Annotated in this window: 13 protein-coding genes; all 13 read right to left on the bottom strand. The window is 51.3% G+C overall.

The window, feature by feature from the left end:
• Position 1: 1 nt before the first annotated feature.
• A complete protein-coding gene (nusA, locus tag K7397_RS04845) occupies positions 2-1,099 on the bottom strand; it encodes a transcription termination factor NusA (RefSeq protein WP_223066810.1) in 1,098 nt (365 codons plus the stop codon).
• Positions 1,100-1,152: 53 nt separating this feature from the next.
• Positions 1,153-1,614: a ribosome maturation factor RimP gene (rimP, locus tag K7397_RS04840; protein ID WP_223066809.1), complete on the bottom strand. Its 462-nt coding sequence runs from the start codon at positions 1,612-1,614 to the stop codon at positions 1,153-1,155.
• Between the two features lie 207 nt (positions 1,615-1,821).
• Positions 1,822-6,141, bottom strand: coding sequence for a PolC-type DNA polymerase III (locus K7397_RS04835; RefSeq protein ID WP_223066808.1), 4,320 nt, complete (start codon positions 6,139-6,141; stop codon positions 1,822-1,824).
• A 206-nt stretch (positions 6,142-6,347) separates the two neighbouring features.
• The gene (gene rseP, locus K7397_RS04830) at positions 6,348-7,622 is read right to left on the bottom strand and encodes an RIP metalloprotease RseP (protein ID WP_223066807.1); all 1,275 of its coding nucleotides are present in this window, start codon (positions 7,620-7,622) and stop codon (positions 6,348-6,350) included.
• A gap of 216 nt (positions 7,623-7,838) precedes the next feature.
• Entirely contained in the window at positions 7,839-8,978 is a 1,140-nt protein-coding gene (locus K7397_RS04825; RefSeq protein WP_223066851.1) for a 1-deoxy-D-xylulose-5-phosphate reductoisomerase, read from the bottom strand.
• 67 nt (positions 8,979-9,045) lie between these two features.
• Positions 9,046-9,846: a phosphatidate cytidylyltransferase gene (locus tag K7397_RS04820; RefSeq protein ID WP_223066806.1), complete on the bottom strand. Its 801-nt coding sequence runs from the start codon at positions 9,844-9,846 to the stop codon at positions 9,046-9,048.
• A gap of 17 nt (positions 9,847-9,863) precedes the next feature.
• Positions 9,864-10,637: an isoprenyl transferase gene (locus K7397_RS04815; RefSeq protein WP_223066805.1), complete on the bottom strand. Its 774-nt coding sequence runs from the start codon at positions 10,635-10,637 to the stop codon at positions 9,864-9,866.
• Between the two features lie 117 nt (positions 10,638-10,754).
• On the bottom strand, positions 10,755-11,309 hold the full coding sequence (frr, locus tag K7397_RS04810; RefSeq protein ID WP_223066804.1) for a ribosome recycling factor: 555 nt from the start codon (positions 11,307-11,309) through the stop codon (positions 10,755-10,757).
• The gene (pyrH, locus tag K7397_RS04805; protein ID WP_223066803.1) at positions 11,309-12,037 is read right to left on the bottom strand and encodes a UMP kinase; all 729 of its coding nucleotides are present in this window, start codon (positions 12,035-12,037) and stop codon (positions 11,309-11,311) included. The genes frr and pyrH overlap by 1 nt, the downstream gene beginning before the upstream one ends.
• Positions 12,038-12,242: 205 nt before the next feature.
• Positions 12,243-12,893, bottom strand: coding sequence for a translation elongation factor Ts (gene tsf, locus K7397_RS04800; protein WP_223066802.1), 651 nt, complete (start codon positions 12,891-12,893; stop codon positions 12,243-12,245).
• Positions 12,894-13,013: 120 nt separating this feature from the next.
• Positions 13,014-13,712 carry a 30S ribosomal protein S2 gene (rpsB, locus tag K7397_RS04795; protein ID WP_223066801.1) on the bottom strand — a complete coding sequence of 233 codons (699 nt, stop codon included), beginning with the start codon at positions 13,710-13,712 and terminating at the stop codon, positions 13,014-13,016.
• A 177-nt stretch (positions 13,713-13,889) separates the two neighbouring features.
• Positions 13,890-14,513 (bottom strand): endolytic transglycosylase MltG, encoded by a 624-nt coding sequence (locus K7397_RS04790; RefSeq protein WP_223066800.1) that lies wholly within the window; start codon positions 14,511-14,513, stop codon positions 13,890-13,892.
• The gene (locus K7397_RS04785) at positions 14,510-15,073 is read right to left on the bottom strand and encodes a hypothetical protein (RefSeq protein WP_223066799.1); all 564 of its coding nucleotides are present in this window, start codon (positions 15,071-15,073) and stop codon (positions 14,510-14,512) included. Before K7397_RS04785 ends, K7397_RS04790 begins: the two co-directional genes overlap by 4 nt.
• Positions 15,074-15,096: the final 23 nt, after the last annotated feature.

Below are 15,096 nucleotides of genomic sequence, written 5' to 3'. Positions count from 1 at the left end.
ATCAGTCGATAGTGATGGAATCCTGATGCATTTCTTCGGCCTCTGTAATCGGTCTGCCGAATTCCTCTTCCGCCTGGGTCTCGCTCTTGATATCAATTTTCCAGCCGGTCAGCTTTGCTGCCAGGCGGGCATTTTGACCTTTGATGCCGATGGCTAGCGAAAGCTGATAATCAGGCACAATGACACGCGCCATCTTCTCGGCTTCAAACACCTGAACCTCCAAAACCTTGGAAGGGCTGAGCGCGTTTGCCACATATTCTTCAACCTGTTCGGAATAGCGCACGATATCAATTTTCTCGCCGCGAAGCTCGTTAACGATCGTCTGCACGCGCTGTCCCTTTGGACCCACGCAGGAGCCTACCGGATCCACTTCAGGGTTGCGGGAGTACACCGCAATCTTGGAACGGAATCCCGCTTCGCGGGCTACGGAACGAATCTCTACCACGCCGTCATAGATTTCCGGAACCTCAAGCTCAAACAACCGTTTCAGCAGGCCCGGATGGCTTCTGGACAGCAAAATCTGCGGCCCTTTGGTCGTATTCTCCACTTTCGTGATAAAAGCCTTGATCCGGTCATTATGCTTGAACTTCTCATTAGGCATTAGCTCGTTCAGTGGCAGATGAGCCTCTACTTTACCGAGGTCGACATAAATGTTGCGCAAGTCCTGGCGCTGTACAATGCCGGTTACAATATCTTCTTCCTTATCAACAAAAGCGTTATAGATCAGTCCACGTTCCGCCTCGCGAATACGCTGCGTGACAACCTGCTTGGCCGTTTGGGCGGCAATGCGTCCAAAATCGCGCGGAGTCACTTCGATCTCCGCAACATCATCGATCTGGAAGCCCGGGTTGATTTCGCGTGCAGCCGGCAAGGAAATCTCCGTGCGCGGATCCAGCACCTCTTCAACAACCAGCTTGCGGGCAAATACTTTAATGCCCCCCGTATTGCGGTTCATATCTACACGCACATTCTGCGCGGTATTAAAATTCCGCTTGTAGCTCGAAATCAGCGCGGCTTCAATGGCCTCAAACAGAATATCCTTGCTGATTCCTTTTTCCCTTTCCAATTCATTCAAGGCCTCAATAAACTCCATACTCATTTGCCTCAAGCTCCCCCTTTCAAAATATCCCTCTTTAAGTCTTAAGGCGCCTCTTAAAAAATAATAGCCAGTCTGGCGCTGGCGACCTTGGCGTACGGGATGGCGTACTGCTTCTTGCCGGTTTGAATCAGCAGTTCATCCTGTTCAAACGATAGAAGCCGTCCCTCAAACTCCTTCTGGCCGTCAACGGGTTCGTAGGTAGTCACAAACACGTCCTTGCCGACAGCCTTTCTGACGTCTTCGGCCTTTTTAAGCGGACGTTCCGCGCCCGGTGAAGACACCTCCAGAAAATAAGCCGATGGAATCGGATCGTCCTTGTCCAGCTTCTCGCTGAGTACTTCACTGATCCGGCCGCAATCGTCGATGTCGATGCCGCCTTCCTTGTCCACAAATACGCGAAGAAACCAGTTGCTGCCTTCCTTCACATATTCGATATCTACCAGTTCAAAGCCATTGTCTGCCAAGTAAGGCTGAATCATGTCTTCCACAGCCGCTTTGATCTTCGGTGTGCTCAAGCTTTCATACCTCCATACCATCAAAATTCCTATATACCAAAGAGTAAAGAGTGGGTTTCCCCACTCTTTAAACAACGGTTCTATCTTCATGATTGCCATAAAAAGTATAACATAATCCGGTGGTAGTGACAAGTGAATGACCTTGACCTGGAAGGCTTGGGAAAGCCTTTCGCCAGCCTGCTTCCGACCTTTCGGGACATCCCGGGATCAGAAAAGGGAAAGCTGGTTGCTTTCCGGCAGCCCTCTGAAGCAGCCCAGCTGATTAAGCAGCTCGACTACGGTTTTGCTTGCCTTTGATTTCTGCTGAAAGTCCTCTATCGACAGAAACTCGCCCTGCTCTTTGGCTGCGGCAATATTCCGCGCCGCATTGTCGCCAATGCCGGCCAGCGCCGAAAACGGCGGAATAAGCCCGTCCCCGTCCACCGTAAACCGGGTTGCATCGGACCGGTAAAGATCAATCGTCTTGAAATGGAAGCCCCGGGCTGTCATTTCGAGCGCCATCTCCAGAATCGGCAGCATGCTCTTCTCTTTAGGCAGCGCCTGGAAGCCCTTCTGCTCAATTTCTTCAATTTTGCGATAGATCGCATCATATCCCTGGCAGAACAGCTCGATGTCGAAATCCTCGCCGCGAACCGAGAAGTAGGTCGCATAATACTGGATCGGATAATATAACTTGAAAAAGGCCGTGCGCACCGCGGAAATGACATAAGCCGCCGCATGCGCCTTCGGGAACATGTACTGAATCTTCAGGCAGGAATCGATATACCACTGAGGGACCTTGCATTTCTTCATTTCCTCGATCCATTCCGGCGTCAGCCCCTTGCCCTTACGAACGCTCTCCGTAATTTTAAAGGCAAGGCCTGCATCCATCCCCGCTTTATAAATCAAATACAGCATAATATCGTCGCGGCAGCCGATCACGGTTTTGATGTTGCACGTTCCGTTCTTGATTAGTTCCTGCGCATTGCCGAGCCAAACGCCGGTCCCGTGGGACAGGCCGGAAATCTGCAGCAAATCGGCAAAAGAGGAAGGCTGCGATTCCACAAGCATTTGCCGTACGAATTTCGTACCCATTTCCGGAATGCCGTACGTGGCAACCGGAGTCCGAATCTGCTGCGGCGCTACGCCGAGCGCTTCCGTGGAATTGAACATGCTCATCACTTTCTGGTCGTTCATCGGAATCGTCGTTGGATCGACTTCCGTCAGATCCTGCAGCATACGCATCATCGTCGGATCATCGTGTCCCAGAATATCAAGCTTGAGCAGGTTCGCGTCGAAGGCGTGATAATCAAAATGAGTCGTCTTCCATTCGGAGCTTGTATCGTCGGCCGGGTACTGAACCGGCGTTATATCGTCCACTTCCATATAATTCGGAACGACCACGATCCCGCCCGGATGCTGTCCGGTGCTTCGCTTTACCCCCGTACAGCCTGTGGCAAGGCGGTTCAGCTCGGCTCCCCGCCATTTCTTGCTGTGCTCCTCTTCATACTTCTTGGCAAAGCCGAATGCGGTTTTCTCCGCAACCGTACCGATTGTACCTGCGCGAAACACGTTTTTTTCTCCAAACATCACCTTCGTAAAATTATGGGCTTCCGGCTGGTATTCTCCAGAAAAGTTCAAATCGATATCGGGAACCTTGTCGCCTTTAAAGCCCAGGAACGTTTCAAACGGTATATCCTGTCCTTCTCCTTTGAGCTTTTGACCGCAGTGCGGGCAATCCTTGTCCGGCAAATCAAATCCGCTCGGCACGCTGCCGTCCAGAAACCACTCGCTGTAGCGGCATTCGGAATTCCGGCACAGGTAATGGGCAGGAAGCGGATTTACCTCCGATATGCCAAGAAACGTCGCGACAACGGAAGAACCGACGGAACCCCGGGAGCCTACCAAATACCCGTCCTGGTTGGATTTCTTAACCAGACGTTCGGAAATAAGATAGTTCGCGGAGAAGCCGTATTTGATGATCGGCTCCAATTCTTTTTCAAGCCTTGCTACGACAACCTCCGGCAGCTCTTCTCCATAAATCGATTTTGCGGTTTGGTAGCAGGTCTCCCGGATTTCCTCATCCGCGCCGTCGATAATCGGGGTAAACAGTTTGTCCGGAAACAGCTGGATCTCCTCAAACCGGTCGGCCAGCGCCGAGGTATTCGTCACGACCACCTCCAACGCTTTTTCCTTGCCGAGGAAAGCAAATTCCTCCAGCATCTCATCGGTTGTCCGGAAATGGGCATCCGGCTTGCGGATATCCTTGAGTGGACTGAAGCCGGTGATGCCGTGAATCGTAATATCGCGGAACAGCTTTTCACGCGGCTCGAGATAATGCACGTTTCCGGACGCGATCACGGGCTTGTCCAGCTTGCGGCCGATATCGCACACTTTGCGAATGGCTGTCTTAAGCTCATCCACGCTTCCAACCAGCCCCTTGTCCACCAGGTGCATGTACATCGTGAGCGGCTGAATTTCCAGCACGTCGTAATACTCGGCGACCGCTTCCGCTTCCTCGAGCGATTTATTCAGTACCGTTTCAAAAAATTCGCCTTTCTCGCAGCCGGAAATTACGAGCAGCCCATCGCGCATGTCGCTGAGCAAAGATTTCGGGATCGTAGGCACCCTGTTGAAATAACCGGTGTGCGACATGGATACCAGCTTGAACAAATTTTTCTTCCCGGTCTGATTCAGGGCGTAAATGCCGCAATGGAACGGACGTACATTGGACAAGTCTTTGCCGACATGGTCATTCAAACGGTCAAGCATCGTAATGCCCTGCAGTTGCTCGGTATCGATCAGCAAATGATTTAAAATATGGCCAAGCGCTATCGTATCGTCAATCGCGCGGTGATGGTTCTCTAGCGAAACTTTGTATTTGGCGGCCAGTGTATTCAGACGGTGATTTTTAAGCTTCGGATGAAGCAGTCTCGCCAGCTCCAGGGTATCGAGCACCGGATTTCGCATCGGCTCCATACCCAGTTCCTTCAGCTTGGCGTTCACGAACCCGACGTCAAATCTCGCGTTATGCGCTACCAGCACGCCGTCCCCGGCAAAGTCCACAAATTCTCGCAGAACCGGCTCTACCTCCGGCGCATCCGCAACCATTTCATCGTTGATATTGGTCAGCTGCTGAATATGATAAGGAATCCGCTCATGGGGATTTACAAACGTCGAATACCGGTCGATCTCTTTGCCTTCAACCATTTTAACGGCTGCAATTTCGATAATTTTGTTCTGGGTCACCGACAAGCCGGTTGTCTCGATATCAAAAACAATGTATGTAGCTGTTTTCAGCTCTAGCGGCTTCGGTTCAAGCACAACGGCCACATCATCGTTCACGACGTTGGCTTCAACCCCGTAAATCATTTTAATCCCGTTTTTCTTCGCCGCCTTGGCAGCGTCCGGAAAACTTTGCACACCGCCATGATCGGTCACCGCTATCGCTTTATGGCCCCATTTGGCGGCCGTCTTCACATATTGATCGATCGGCGTTACGGCGTCCATCGTGCTCATCGTTGTGTGCAGATGAAATTCCACGCGTTTCTCGGATGCCCCGTCCTTTCGGGCAGGCGGCGCGCTTACTTCAGACAGATCCGACGGGATCATGGCCAGCTCGGGAACCTGCATAAACCGGTCATATTCAACCCGTCCCCGGGCTTTGACCCATTTGCCGTTTGCCAGCTTGCTCATGATTTTCAGATCTTCCTTGTTCTTTGCAAACATCTTCATCTGCAGCGAATCGGAAAAGTCGGTCAAATAAAAGGTGAACAGCGTACTGCCGTTGCGAAGCTCCTTGCTCTCCAGTCCAAAGATCGTGCCCTGGATGGTCACTTTTTTCTCTTCGTCCTGAATATCATGCAGCGGAACGGGCTGATCCTTAATCTCATAGCCGACCTGAAGTTTCACTTCTTCCTCGCCGCCCACTTCCTGAGCTGAAGCTTCCGCTTCGATGCTCTCCATAAGCTGCTGGATGACTTCCCGGTTCTCCTCCACGATGCGCTGCTGGAATTCTTCAAACGCTTCTGCGCTGTTCTCTCCGGTCTGCAGCTTCACTCTTAGCGACAAGCCGAAGTACCTTTCGTAAAAGGTTGCGATGGCCCGGTCGATTGCCTTTTTGCGTGCGAGTTCCAGCGACATGGCGTCACTAAGGACAACCGTCACAAGGTCCCCTTCGATTTCAAATAACGCCCGGGTCATCCAGCCGTTTACCGACGGAATTTCGCGCTGTACCCATTCCAGAAAGAGCCTCCAATATTCCTCGACAACCGAATGGGTCGTAATGGCAGAGCTGTAGCGGAATTCAAAAGAAATCCGGGCAATATGCTCCATCCGTTCCCTGATCTGAAGACAAAACGTCCGGTAGATCTGGGCAGGTACGAGCGTATCTTTGCGAATGACAATTTTCCATTCCTTGTTGCTCCGGCTGACAATGACCTGTTCGATATAGCCGTCAAGGAAATACGGGTCTATCAGCCCCGCGGATATTTCCGTCTGCTTCATGAGCAGTTCCAGACGCGTTCTCTTCTCATTCACTCCGTTCATCTTTCTCTCCCCCCTCATTACCGGCCTTGCGTGTGTGCAGCAAACGGAAGATACTATCAAGCTGCTGGCAAGCTGCAAGAAACGAAGAGCCTCCGGCCCCTTGCCTTGGTATCGCCTTAAGGCAGTATGTTGCCGGAAGCCCTTCAGTTTGGCTGCTTGCTGATGCAGCATCTTCTAATTTGTCTGCAATCCCCGAAGAATGCGGATTAACCGCTAATCAATCGCAAAATATCGTTGTAGGTTACAGCGATCATCAAAAGGAACAGCATGGCGAACCCGATAAAATGAACCATGCCTTCCCGGTTTGGATCGATCGGTTTCCCGCGAAGCGCTTCAACGCCCAGGAAAATGAGTCTGCTACCGTCGAGCGCAGGAATCGGCAGCAGATTGAATATGCCAAGATACAGGCTGAGAATCGCCGCCCATTGCGTGAGCTGGGCGATTCCCTGCTTGGCAATTTGTCCGGTTAACTCAAACGTACGGACAGGTCCGCCCAAATCGTCCATAGAGAATTTGTTAATCAGCTGTTTGAAGCCAAGGAAGATCGCCTGCGTCGTATTCGCCATTGCCTCGCCGGACTTGGTCAGCGTTTCGCCGAAGCCGGCGCTTCGTGTTGGCTGATAGTAGACAATGGAGGTGCCTACCTTGCCGCCTTCTTGTCCTTCTATCGCCCGGGGCGTGATTTTCACTTCGAGCTGCTGATCACCGCGGCGGATTTTCCAGGTCATCTGCTTATCCTGCGATTCACTGATCATGTTAATCATCTTCTCCCCATCGGTGCCGATGGCCACTCCGTTAATGCTTTCTATGATATCGCCTCTCTTAAGACCGGTTTCCGCGGCCGGCATTCCTTTGGACACTTCTCCGATTTCAAGATGCGTCGGATCCAGCGGAATCCCCGCCATTTGGATATGCAGCGCAAACAGCACAAACGCCAGTACAAAGTTCATAAGCGGACCCGCAAAAATAGCGAGCGCCCGCTGGCCAACCGTTTTGCTGCCGTACTGCCGGTCTTTCGGCGCAATTTGCGTATCCTTGCCCTTGGCCGTCAACATAGCTTGTCTATGAACCGGAAAGGCTTGCTTCTCCCCGTCGACATCAAGTTCAATAAAGAGCTTCTGCTCGAGATCAACGGATACGACTTCACCGCGAATTACATTTTTGCGGGTGTCAAGACGGTCAAGGTAAATCTTCGTGACTTCATCACCGGTCAGGCGAACCGCGACGGTCTGTCCGGTCTGGACCTCAATCAGCTCGGGATCCTCGCCCGCCATACGCGCATAGCCGCCGAACGGCAGCATCCTTAAGGTAAACTGAGTCTCATTGTGCTTGTAGGAAAAAAGCTTGGGACCGAACCCGATCGCAAACTCCCGTACGAGGATCCCCGCACGTTTGGCAAAATAATAGTGTCCCCATTCGTGGACGGTTACGATGAGAAAGAACATCAGCACCGTCATAATAATGATCTGCAGCATTTCCAATCGAAAGCATCCTCCTTCGGGTCTCGTTCCCTTCTAGTTCTCAAAACAACCATTCATTTTGGTTTAACAGCCGGCAAACTGCTCTTAGTCTATAAAAGTTTATCAATCTTTCAGCATAGATATACCTTCATTGCTGTCCAAACGGATGATCGCTTCCGGAGAAAATGGCTTACGGGCCTTCGAATGGGCTGATCAGGCATAACGCAGGCTTGCTGGTTACAGGGTTCTTGCCGTTTCTCGGGCCCAGGCGTCCGCAGCCTCGATCGCATCCAAATCCGGACCTTTTATAACCTCATGCCGTTCAAGAACCTTTTCAATGATGGTTTCGATGTGCAGGAAAGAGATTTCTTTATTCAAAAAACGGGAAACGGCAATTTCATTGGCAGCGTTATAAGCCGTCGTCGCTGTTCCTCCTATTTTACCACATTCGAAGGCAAGTCTTAAACACGGGAAGCGGCCAAAGTCCATTTCACGGAAATGAAGCTTTCCGACGCTGGCCAGCGACAGCCTTTTCCCCGGGGATGTCCAGCGCTCCGGATAAGTAAGGGCATACTGGATGGGAACCCGCATATCCGGCGTTCCAAGTTGGGCAATCACGCTGCCGTCAACGAATTCAACATAGGAGTGAACGATGCTTTCCGGATGCAGCAGCACGCCGATCTGTTCGTACGGCATGCCAAACAGCCAGTGGGCTTCTATCACTTCAAGCCCTTTGTTCACCATGGTTGCAGAATCAATCGTAATCTTGGAACCCATGGACCAATTAGGATGCTTTAAGGCGTCCTCCACGGTCACCTGCGACAGCTGGTCGCGCGACAGATCGCGGAAAGAACCTCCTGAGGCGGTCAACGTGATCCGGGAAACCTCCCGGACATGTTCGCCGTTCAGGCATTGAAACACAGCCGAATGCTCGCTGTCAACCGGCAGAATGGAAACGCCCTTCTGACGGGCCAGGTCCATCACAAGGTGTCCCGCGGTTACAAGCGTCTCCTTGTTCGCAAGCCCGATTTGTTTTCCTTCTTCAATAGCTGCAAGCGTTGAACGAAGCCCGACACTGCCCATTACCGCCGTAATGACCATATCCGCATCCGTTCCGGCCGCAACTTCCACCAAGCCTTCCTCGCCATAGAAAAGCTCGGTTCCGGCCGGCAGATGCGGCTTTATCTCCTCAGCCAAGCGTGCTGTTCCGACAGACACTTTCTTCGGCCCGAATTGTTCAATCTGCTCCAGCAGCAGCCGGATATTCGATCCCGCAGCCAGCCCTTCCACCTGAAACCGGCCTTGGTGGTTCGCAACAACATCCAGCGTCTGGGTCCCGATCGAGCCGGTCGAGCCGAGTATCGTAATCTTTTTCATCATATAACCTCTGCTTTATGAATTTGTTTATGTATCCGTTTGACGTATGCTTTAGGTTAGCAAAACGTTATAAAGGCAGCAGCATCAGCAGATGGACAAAAGGAAATACGGCAATCCAGCTGTCGCATCGGTCCAGAATGCCGCCATGCCCGGGCAGGAGGTTGCCTGAATCTTTGAGTCCGTACACACGCTTGTAGGCGGATTGTATCAAATCGCCGATTTGTCCCACGACAGCCGCGCAGGCGCCGATCAGAACCGCTCTCGGAACGGACAGCAGCCCTCCTGAACATAAAGCAAAAACAATGGCCGTTAGGATGGCAATCGCAACTCCGCCAAGCGCCCCTTCTACGGTTTTGTTCGGACTGATGGCCGGCCACAGCTTATTCTTACCGATCGCCTTGCCTACAAAATAAGCGCCTGCATCGCTGGCCCAAATCGACGAGAGCAGCAAAAACGTCCAGAACAGACCGTGACCGTCCGCTGAATCCCTGAGGCTGGCTATGGAAGAAAAACCGACTCCGACATATACCGCTCCAAGAAAGAGCAGGGAGGCATCCTTGATCGTAAAGCGGTTTTTGCTGAATACCGTAACGCCCGCAAATATCAGCATCAGAAGCCAAATGAGCGAGCTTGTATTCCAATCCAAAGGAAGACTTAAGGAACCCCACGGCAGGAAAAACAAAAACACGCCTGCGTAACCGATCAGCGGGGCAAATCCGAACGGGGATACTCCCGTCATTTTGACAAATTCATAATATCCGATGAGAGCCATGAGCAGGGCAAGCAGCCCGAAAGGCGTTCCTCCAATCAGACACAAGCCGAGAAAGAATGCGCCTGCTATAATTCCTGTAATTAATCGCTGTTTCAAACTTGTTCCTCCGTCCGCTAGGATAATCCTCCATATCTGCGCGTGCGTCTTTGGTATTCCGCCACTGCCTCAAGCAACTGCTCTCTTCCAAACTCCGGCCAGTATACATCGGTGAACCACAGCTCACCGTATGCCATCTGCCACAACATGAAGTTGCTCAGGCGAAGCTCGCCGCCCGTACGTATCAGCAGATCGGGATCAGGCAAACCGGCAGTCATCAGCTTTGAGGAGACCCAGTCCTCGGTAATATCCTGCTCTGAAAAACGGCCAGCGCCGATTTCATCAATCGCCTTCTTCACGACATCGGTAATTTCCCTGCGGCTTCCGTAATTAAGGGCAAAGTTCAGGACAAGACCGGTATTGTTCTCCGTCCGTCTTACCGCTTCTTCCATCGCCGCAATCGTATGCTTGGGCAGACCGTCGGTGTAACCCATCATTCGGACCTGGACATTCTTCTCCACGAGCTCATCAAGCTCGATCGCCAGAAATTCCTGCGGGATCTTCATCAAATAGTCGACCTCATCCTTGGGCCGTTTCCAATTTTCCGTTGAAAATGCATACAGCGTCAAGTACCGGATGCCAAGCTCGTCTGCCGCAATCGTGGTGCGCTTGACAGCTTTCATCCCGTTCTGATGTCCTAGTACTCGCGGCATTCCCCTCCGGTTGGCCCATCGGCCGTTGCCGTCCATGATCACGGCTACATGCTGCGGGATGTTATCCTTCTGCAAGCTAACGCTCTGCTGCAGGTCCTTACGATCTTGCTTCCACCTAGGCCGAAATAGTCTGATCATTGTTATCCTCCATGCGGTGACAAGTAGAAACGTCCAGCCATCCTTTAGGCTGGCAGCCGTTCTTATATTTGAAAAAGAGACAAAACCCCACCATATTAGGAGGGGCCGCTTCGTCTCTTACACTTCCATGATTTCTTTTTCTTTCGCTGCGAGCACTTTATCTACTTCCGCGACAAATTTATCCGTACTCTTCTGGATGTCCTCTTGATGACGACGCGACTCATCTTCCGACAAATCCGTTTTTTCCAGTTTCTTGATTTCGTCATTGGCATCGCGGCGGATGTTGCGAATGGCCACCTTGGCTTCTTCTCCATACTTCTTGGTAGTCTTCACCAGTTCTACCCGGCGTTCTTCCGTCAAAGCAGGAATCGTGAGCCGGATGGTGGTTCCGTCATTCGCCGGTGTCAGACCAAGGTCCGATTTCATAATTGCTCTTTCGATTTCAGCCAGAGAAGATTTATCCCAAGGCTGAATCAACAGCGTACGCGAATCAGGAGTATTGATGTTGGCAAGCTGGTTTACCGGAGTTGGAGCTCCATAGTAGTCTACTTGAATCCGGTCAAGCAGTGACGGAGTCGCTCTGCCTGCGCGAAGCGTCAGCAGATCTCTCTTCAGTGCCTGAATCGCTTTTTCCATACGCTCTTCAGCGTTCTTCTTAATCGATTGCGGCATTAATCTACACTCCCTTTTACAATCGTTCCGATTTTCTCTCCGAGAACAACGCGCTTGATGTTCCCCTGCTCCGTAATCGCAAACACGATAAGCGGGATATTATTGTCCATGCAAAGAGACGATGCTGTGGAGTCCATGACTCCCAGGTTTTTGTTCAGCACTTCCAGATAAGTGAGCTGCTCATATTTCTCTGCGGTTGGATCGACGAATGGGTCAGCGGAATATACTCCGTCCACTTTATTCTTCGCCATCAGAATCACTTCCGCTTCGATCTCGGCAGCGCGAAGAGCAGCAGTCGTATCCGTGGAGAAGAACGGATTGCCCGTCCCCGCCGCAAAGATCACGACACGCCCTTTCTCCAGATGTCGGATCGCCCGGCGGCGGATATAAGGCTCGGCGATCTGCTGCATCGCAATCGATGTTTGCACGCGCGTAGGCACATCGATTTGCTCCAGCGCATCCTGCAGAGCGAGCGAGTTCATCAGAGTGGCAAGCATGCCCATATAATCCGCCGTAGCGCGGTCGATACCTTTGGCGCTTCCTGCAATACCACGCCAAATATTGCCCCCGCCGCATACGATAGCAACCTGAACGCCAAGCTCTACCACATCTTTGACCTGTTGCGCAATGGATGAAATGGTTTCTGCGTCAATACCGTATCCGTTTTGCCCGGCGAGCGACTCACCGCTAACTTTTAAAATAACGCGTTTAAATATAGGCTGTTCCAATGCAAACCCTCCACTTTCGAAAGACCGCCCTAAGCGAGCCGTCACTGGTTAATATATCCCCGCGAAGCGCTGCCAGTCTAAAAAGCTTGTGCCGATTGCTTCACGGGGACCCTTAAAACTTGCAGAACCTAACCTTCTAAAAAAGAAGGAACACGGTGTGTTCCATCAAATAGTTTGGCTAGAAACGCTGAATTTCCGGCCTCGATTATTGTTTTACTTGCGCCATTACTTCTTCTACGAAGTTGTCCACTTTCTTCTCCAGACCTTCACCCAGCTCATAACGAACGAAGCGGCGGATGGAGATGTTTTCTCCGATCGTGCTGATTTTTTCATTCAGCAGCGTCGCAACTGTTTTGTCCGGATCTTTAACGAATTGCTGGTCGAGCAAGCAGATTTCTTCATAGTATTTGCCGATTCGGCCTTCAACCATTTTTTCAACAATTTTCTCCGGTTTGCCTTCGTTCAGCGCTTGTGCTTTCAGAATTTCTTTTTCCTTCTCGATTTCATCTGCAGGCACTTCTTCGCGGCGAACGTATTTAGGGCTTACAGCTGCGATGTGCATCGCGATGTCGCGGGCAAATTCTTTGAATTGATCCGTCTTGGCCACGAAGTCGGTTTCACAGTTGATTTCAACAAGTACACCGATGCGTCCGCCAGCGTGTATGTAGGATTCTACAACACCTTCAGTCGCAACACGGCCAGCTTTGTTAGCTGCAGCTGCCAAACCTTTCTCACGAAGGATTTCGGCCGCTTTGGTCAAATCACCGTTTGCTTCCTCCAGAGCTTTTTTGCAATCCAGCATCCCTGCGCCTGTCTTCTCACGAAGTTCTTTTACCGCTTTTGCGTCAACTGCCATTGTTGATTCCCTCCATATATGGTTTATAAGTTTTTCGCTTTAAAAAAAGGGTAGTGAGAGGTTTTTGCACCTACCAACCACCCTTTTCATTTAATTTATGCGTTGTAGACTGGCCTCGAATTAAGCAGTCGTTTGCTCGCCTTGATTCGCTTCGATTACAGCATCAGCCATTTTGCCGGTAAGCAGTTTGACAGCGCGGATTGCGTCGTCGTTGCCCGGAATGACATAGTCGATTTCGTCCGGATCGCAGTTTGTATCTACGATACCCACGATAGGGATGCCCAGTTTGCGCGCTTCCGCAACAGCGATGCGCTCTTTGCGCGGATCGATAACGAACAATGCGCTTGGCAAGCCTTTCATGTTCTTGATACCGCCGAGGAATTTCTCAAGACGCTCTTTCTCTTTGCGGAGAAGAATAACTTCTTTCTTAGGCAGCACACCAAAAGTGCCGTCCTCTTCCCAAGCTTCCAAAGTTTTCAGGCGGTCAATACGCTTTTGAATAGTTTGGAAGTTAGTGAGCGTTCCACCCAACCAGCGTTGGTTGATGTAGAATTGTCCAGCGCGCTCAGCTTCTTCCTTAACGGAATCTTGAGCTTGCTTCTTGGTGCCGACGAAAAGGATTGTACCGTTCTCTTCAGAAATACTCTTGACGAAGTTGTAAGCTTCTTCAACTTTCTTGACCGTCTTTTGCAGGTCAATGATATAAATACCGTTTCTTTCAGTGAAGATATAACGATCCATTTTCGGGTTCCAGCGACGAGTCTGGTGACCGAAATGAACACCTGCTTCAAGCAGTTGTTTCATGGAGATTACTGCCATCTTCACGCACCTCCTAGTTTGGTTTTATTTGATGCTCCTCCGCCTGCGTCATTTTTCGTCAAGACTCCCCTTTTCCTTTCGGAAAGCACCCTTCACGAAATCCGCCAAGCGTGTGTTTTAACACCATCAGTTAATATATCATAAGACTCAAGCCGATGCAACTCCTGAAAATAATCGCTATTGGGCCGTGATCTGGGCAACGATGCTGTCGAACGATTCACCTTTAGCAAACAAATAGGTGCCGGGCTGGATGATTTTGGTCGCTTTTTTGGCTTTGGCCTTCTGGATAAATGCCGTCTTGTCTGAAATGACGCCCGCATCTTCAAGGCTTGTCCCAACTTCAGTCAAGGTAGCCCCAGGCGCGATCTGGATTTTGAACTTTGCTTGGGGCAAGCCTGTACTCCCTGAAGTTCCAGTGCTCTTCCCTTGATTCACGGATGGCGATACAACTGCCGAAGGTGCGTTCGCAGATTTCGCAGCCGGTTTTGACGTCTCGGCCGGACTGCTCGGACCAGAAGGTTGCGCAGCAGTCTTCGGTTTCGTTGCAGGCGCCGGTTTCTGAGCAGCCCCCTCCGTCTTCACGCCCGTTTCGCTCTTCTTCTTCCATTCCTGCTCCGTGTATACCTGCTGCGAGCCGTCATATACTTTCAGCCCCAGCTCTCCTGCAGCCTCACGGACCTGTTCCTCCGAGTACAGGCTTTTTGGCCCCGTATCGAGCGAAACATTCATGACCTGAAGCAGCAGCGCCCCGACGATCAGTCCCGCCCCAAGGCCTCTCATGAAATGACGATTACGTATCACAGGGATTCCTCCCTCTTCGCCAGCTGCAAAATAAGCTGAACTTCACCGCGGGCGATCCCGACGGATTTGGCTACTATATCGATGGATTTGCCTTCGTCATAAAGCGAGAACAGCTCCGGATATCGGTCACGTACCCTGGAAGCCAACGGTGCGGGTTCTTCTTCTATAACATCAACTGGCACTTGCTGGGATGGTACAGGCAACGTTTCCGGCCCCAGAGATCCGGCCGTTTTGAAATCAGTGTTTTCAAGCTGCTGCAGGCGCTCCTCAAGCAAGACCGTCCGGCGCTCGTAATCAAGCAGCCGCTGTCTTAGCTCGCCTATCTGCTCCTGCTGGGAAAGCTGCTTCGAGACGGTTTCCTGCTTCATTTGTCCCACCAGATTCACGATTTCCTGATTGTCCCGCTCCATTTCTGCCATGTACTGCTCAAGCGTCATTTCAACTTCATCGATGGTCCCGTTGCCTGCTCTTCCAGGCTGCTTCCGCTCCGGCATGATCCATGCATAAAGAATAGCGGCAATACCAAGCAAAACAATATAGACCCAAGGGCTCCAAGACAATATACTCACCTTTTAAAGTTCAA

The organism is Paenibacillus caui (genome assembly GCF_019904135.1).
In the GTDB taxonomy this organism is placed as follows: Bacteria; Bacillota; Bacilli; order Paenibacillales; family Paenibacillaceae; genus Fontibacillus; species Fontibacillus caui.
This window is presented reverse-complemented; position numbering and strand designations above follow the sequence as displayed.

What these genes read in the sequence shown, in the direction of transcription:
- nusA (WP_223066810.1), bottom strand. Translation starts at nt 1,099, where the DNA reads ATGAGTATGGAGTTTATTGAGGCCTTGAATGAATTGGAAAGGGAAAAA.
- K7397_RS04835 (WP_223066808.1), bottom strand. Translation starts at nt 6,141, where the DNA reads ATGAACGGAGTGAATGAGAAGAGAACGCGTCTGGAACTGCTCATGAAG.
- K7397_RS04825 (WP_223066851.1), bottom strand. Translation starts at nt 8,978, where the DNA reads ATGAAAAAGATTACGATACTCGGCTCGACCGGCTCGATCGGGACCCAG.
- K7397_RS04815 (WP_223066805.1), bottom strand. Translation starts at nt 10,637, where the DNA reads ATGATCAGACTATTTCGGCCTAGGTGGAAGCAAGATCGTAAGGACCTG.
- frr (WP_223066804.1), bottom strand. Translation starts at nt 11,309, where the DNA reads ATGCCGCAATCGATTAAGAAGAACGCTGAAGAGCGTATGGAAAAAGCG.
- tsf (WP_223066802.1), bottom strand. Translation starts at nt 12,893, where the DNA reads ATGGCAGTTGACGCAAAAGCGGTAAAAGAACTTCGTGAGAAGACAGGC.
- rpsB (WP_223066801.1), bottom strand. Translation starts at nt 13,712, where the DNA reads ATGGCAGTAATCTCCATGAAACAACTGCTTGAAGCAGGTGTTCATTTC.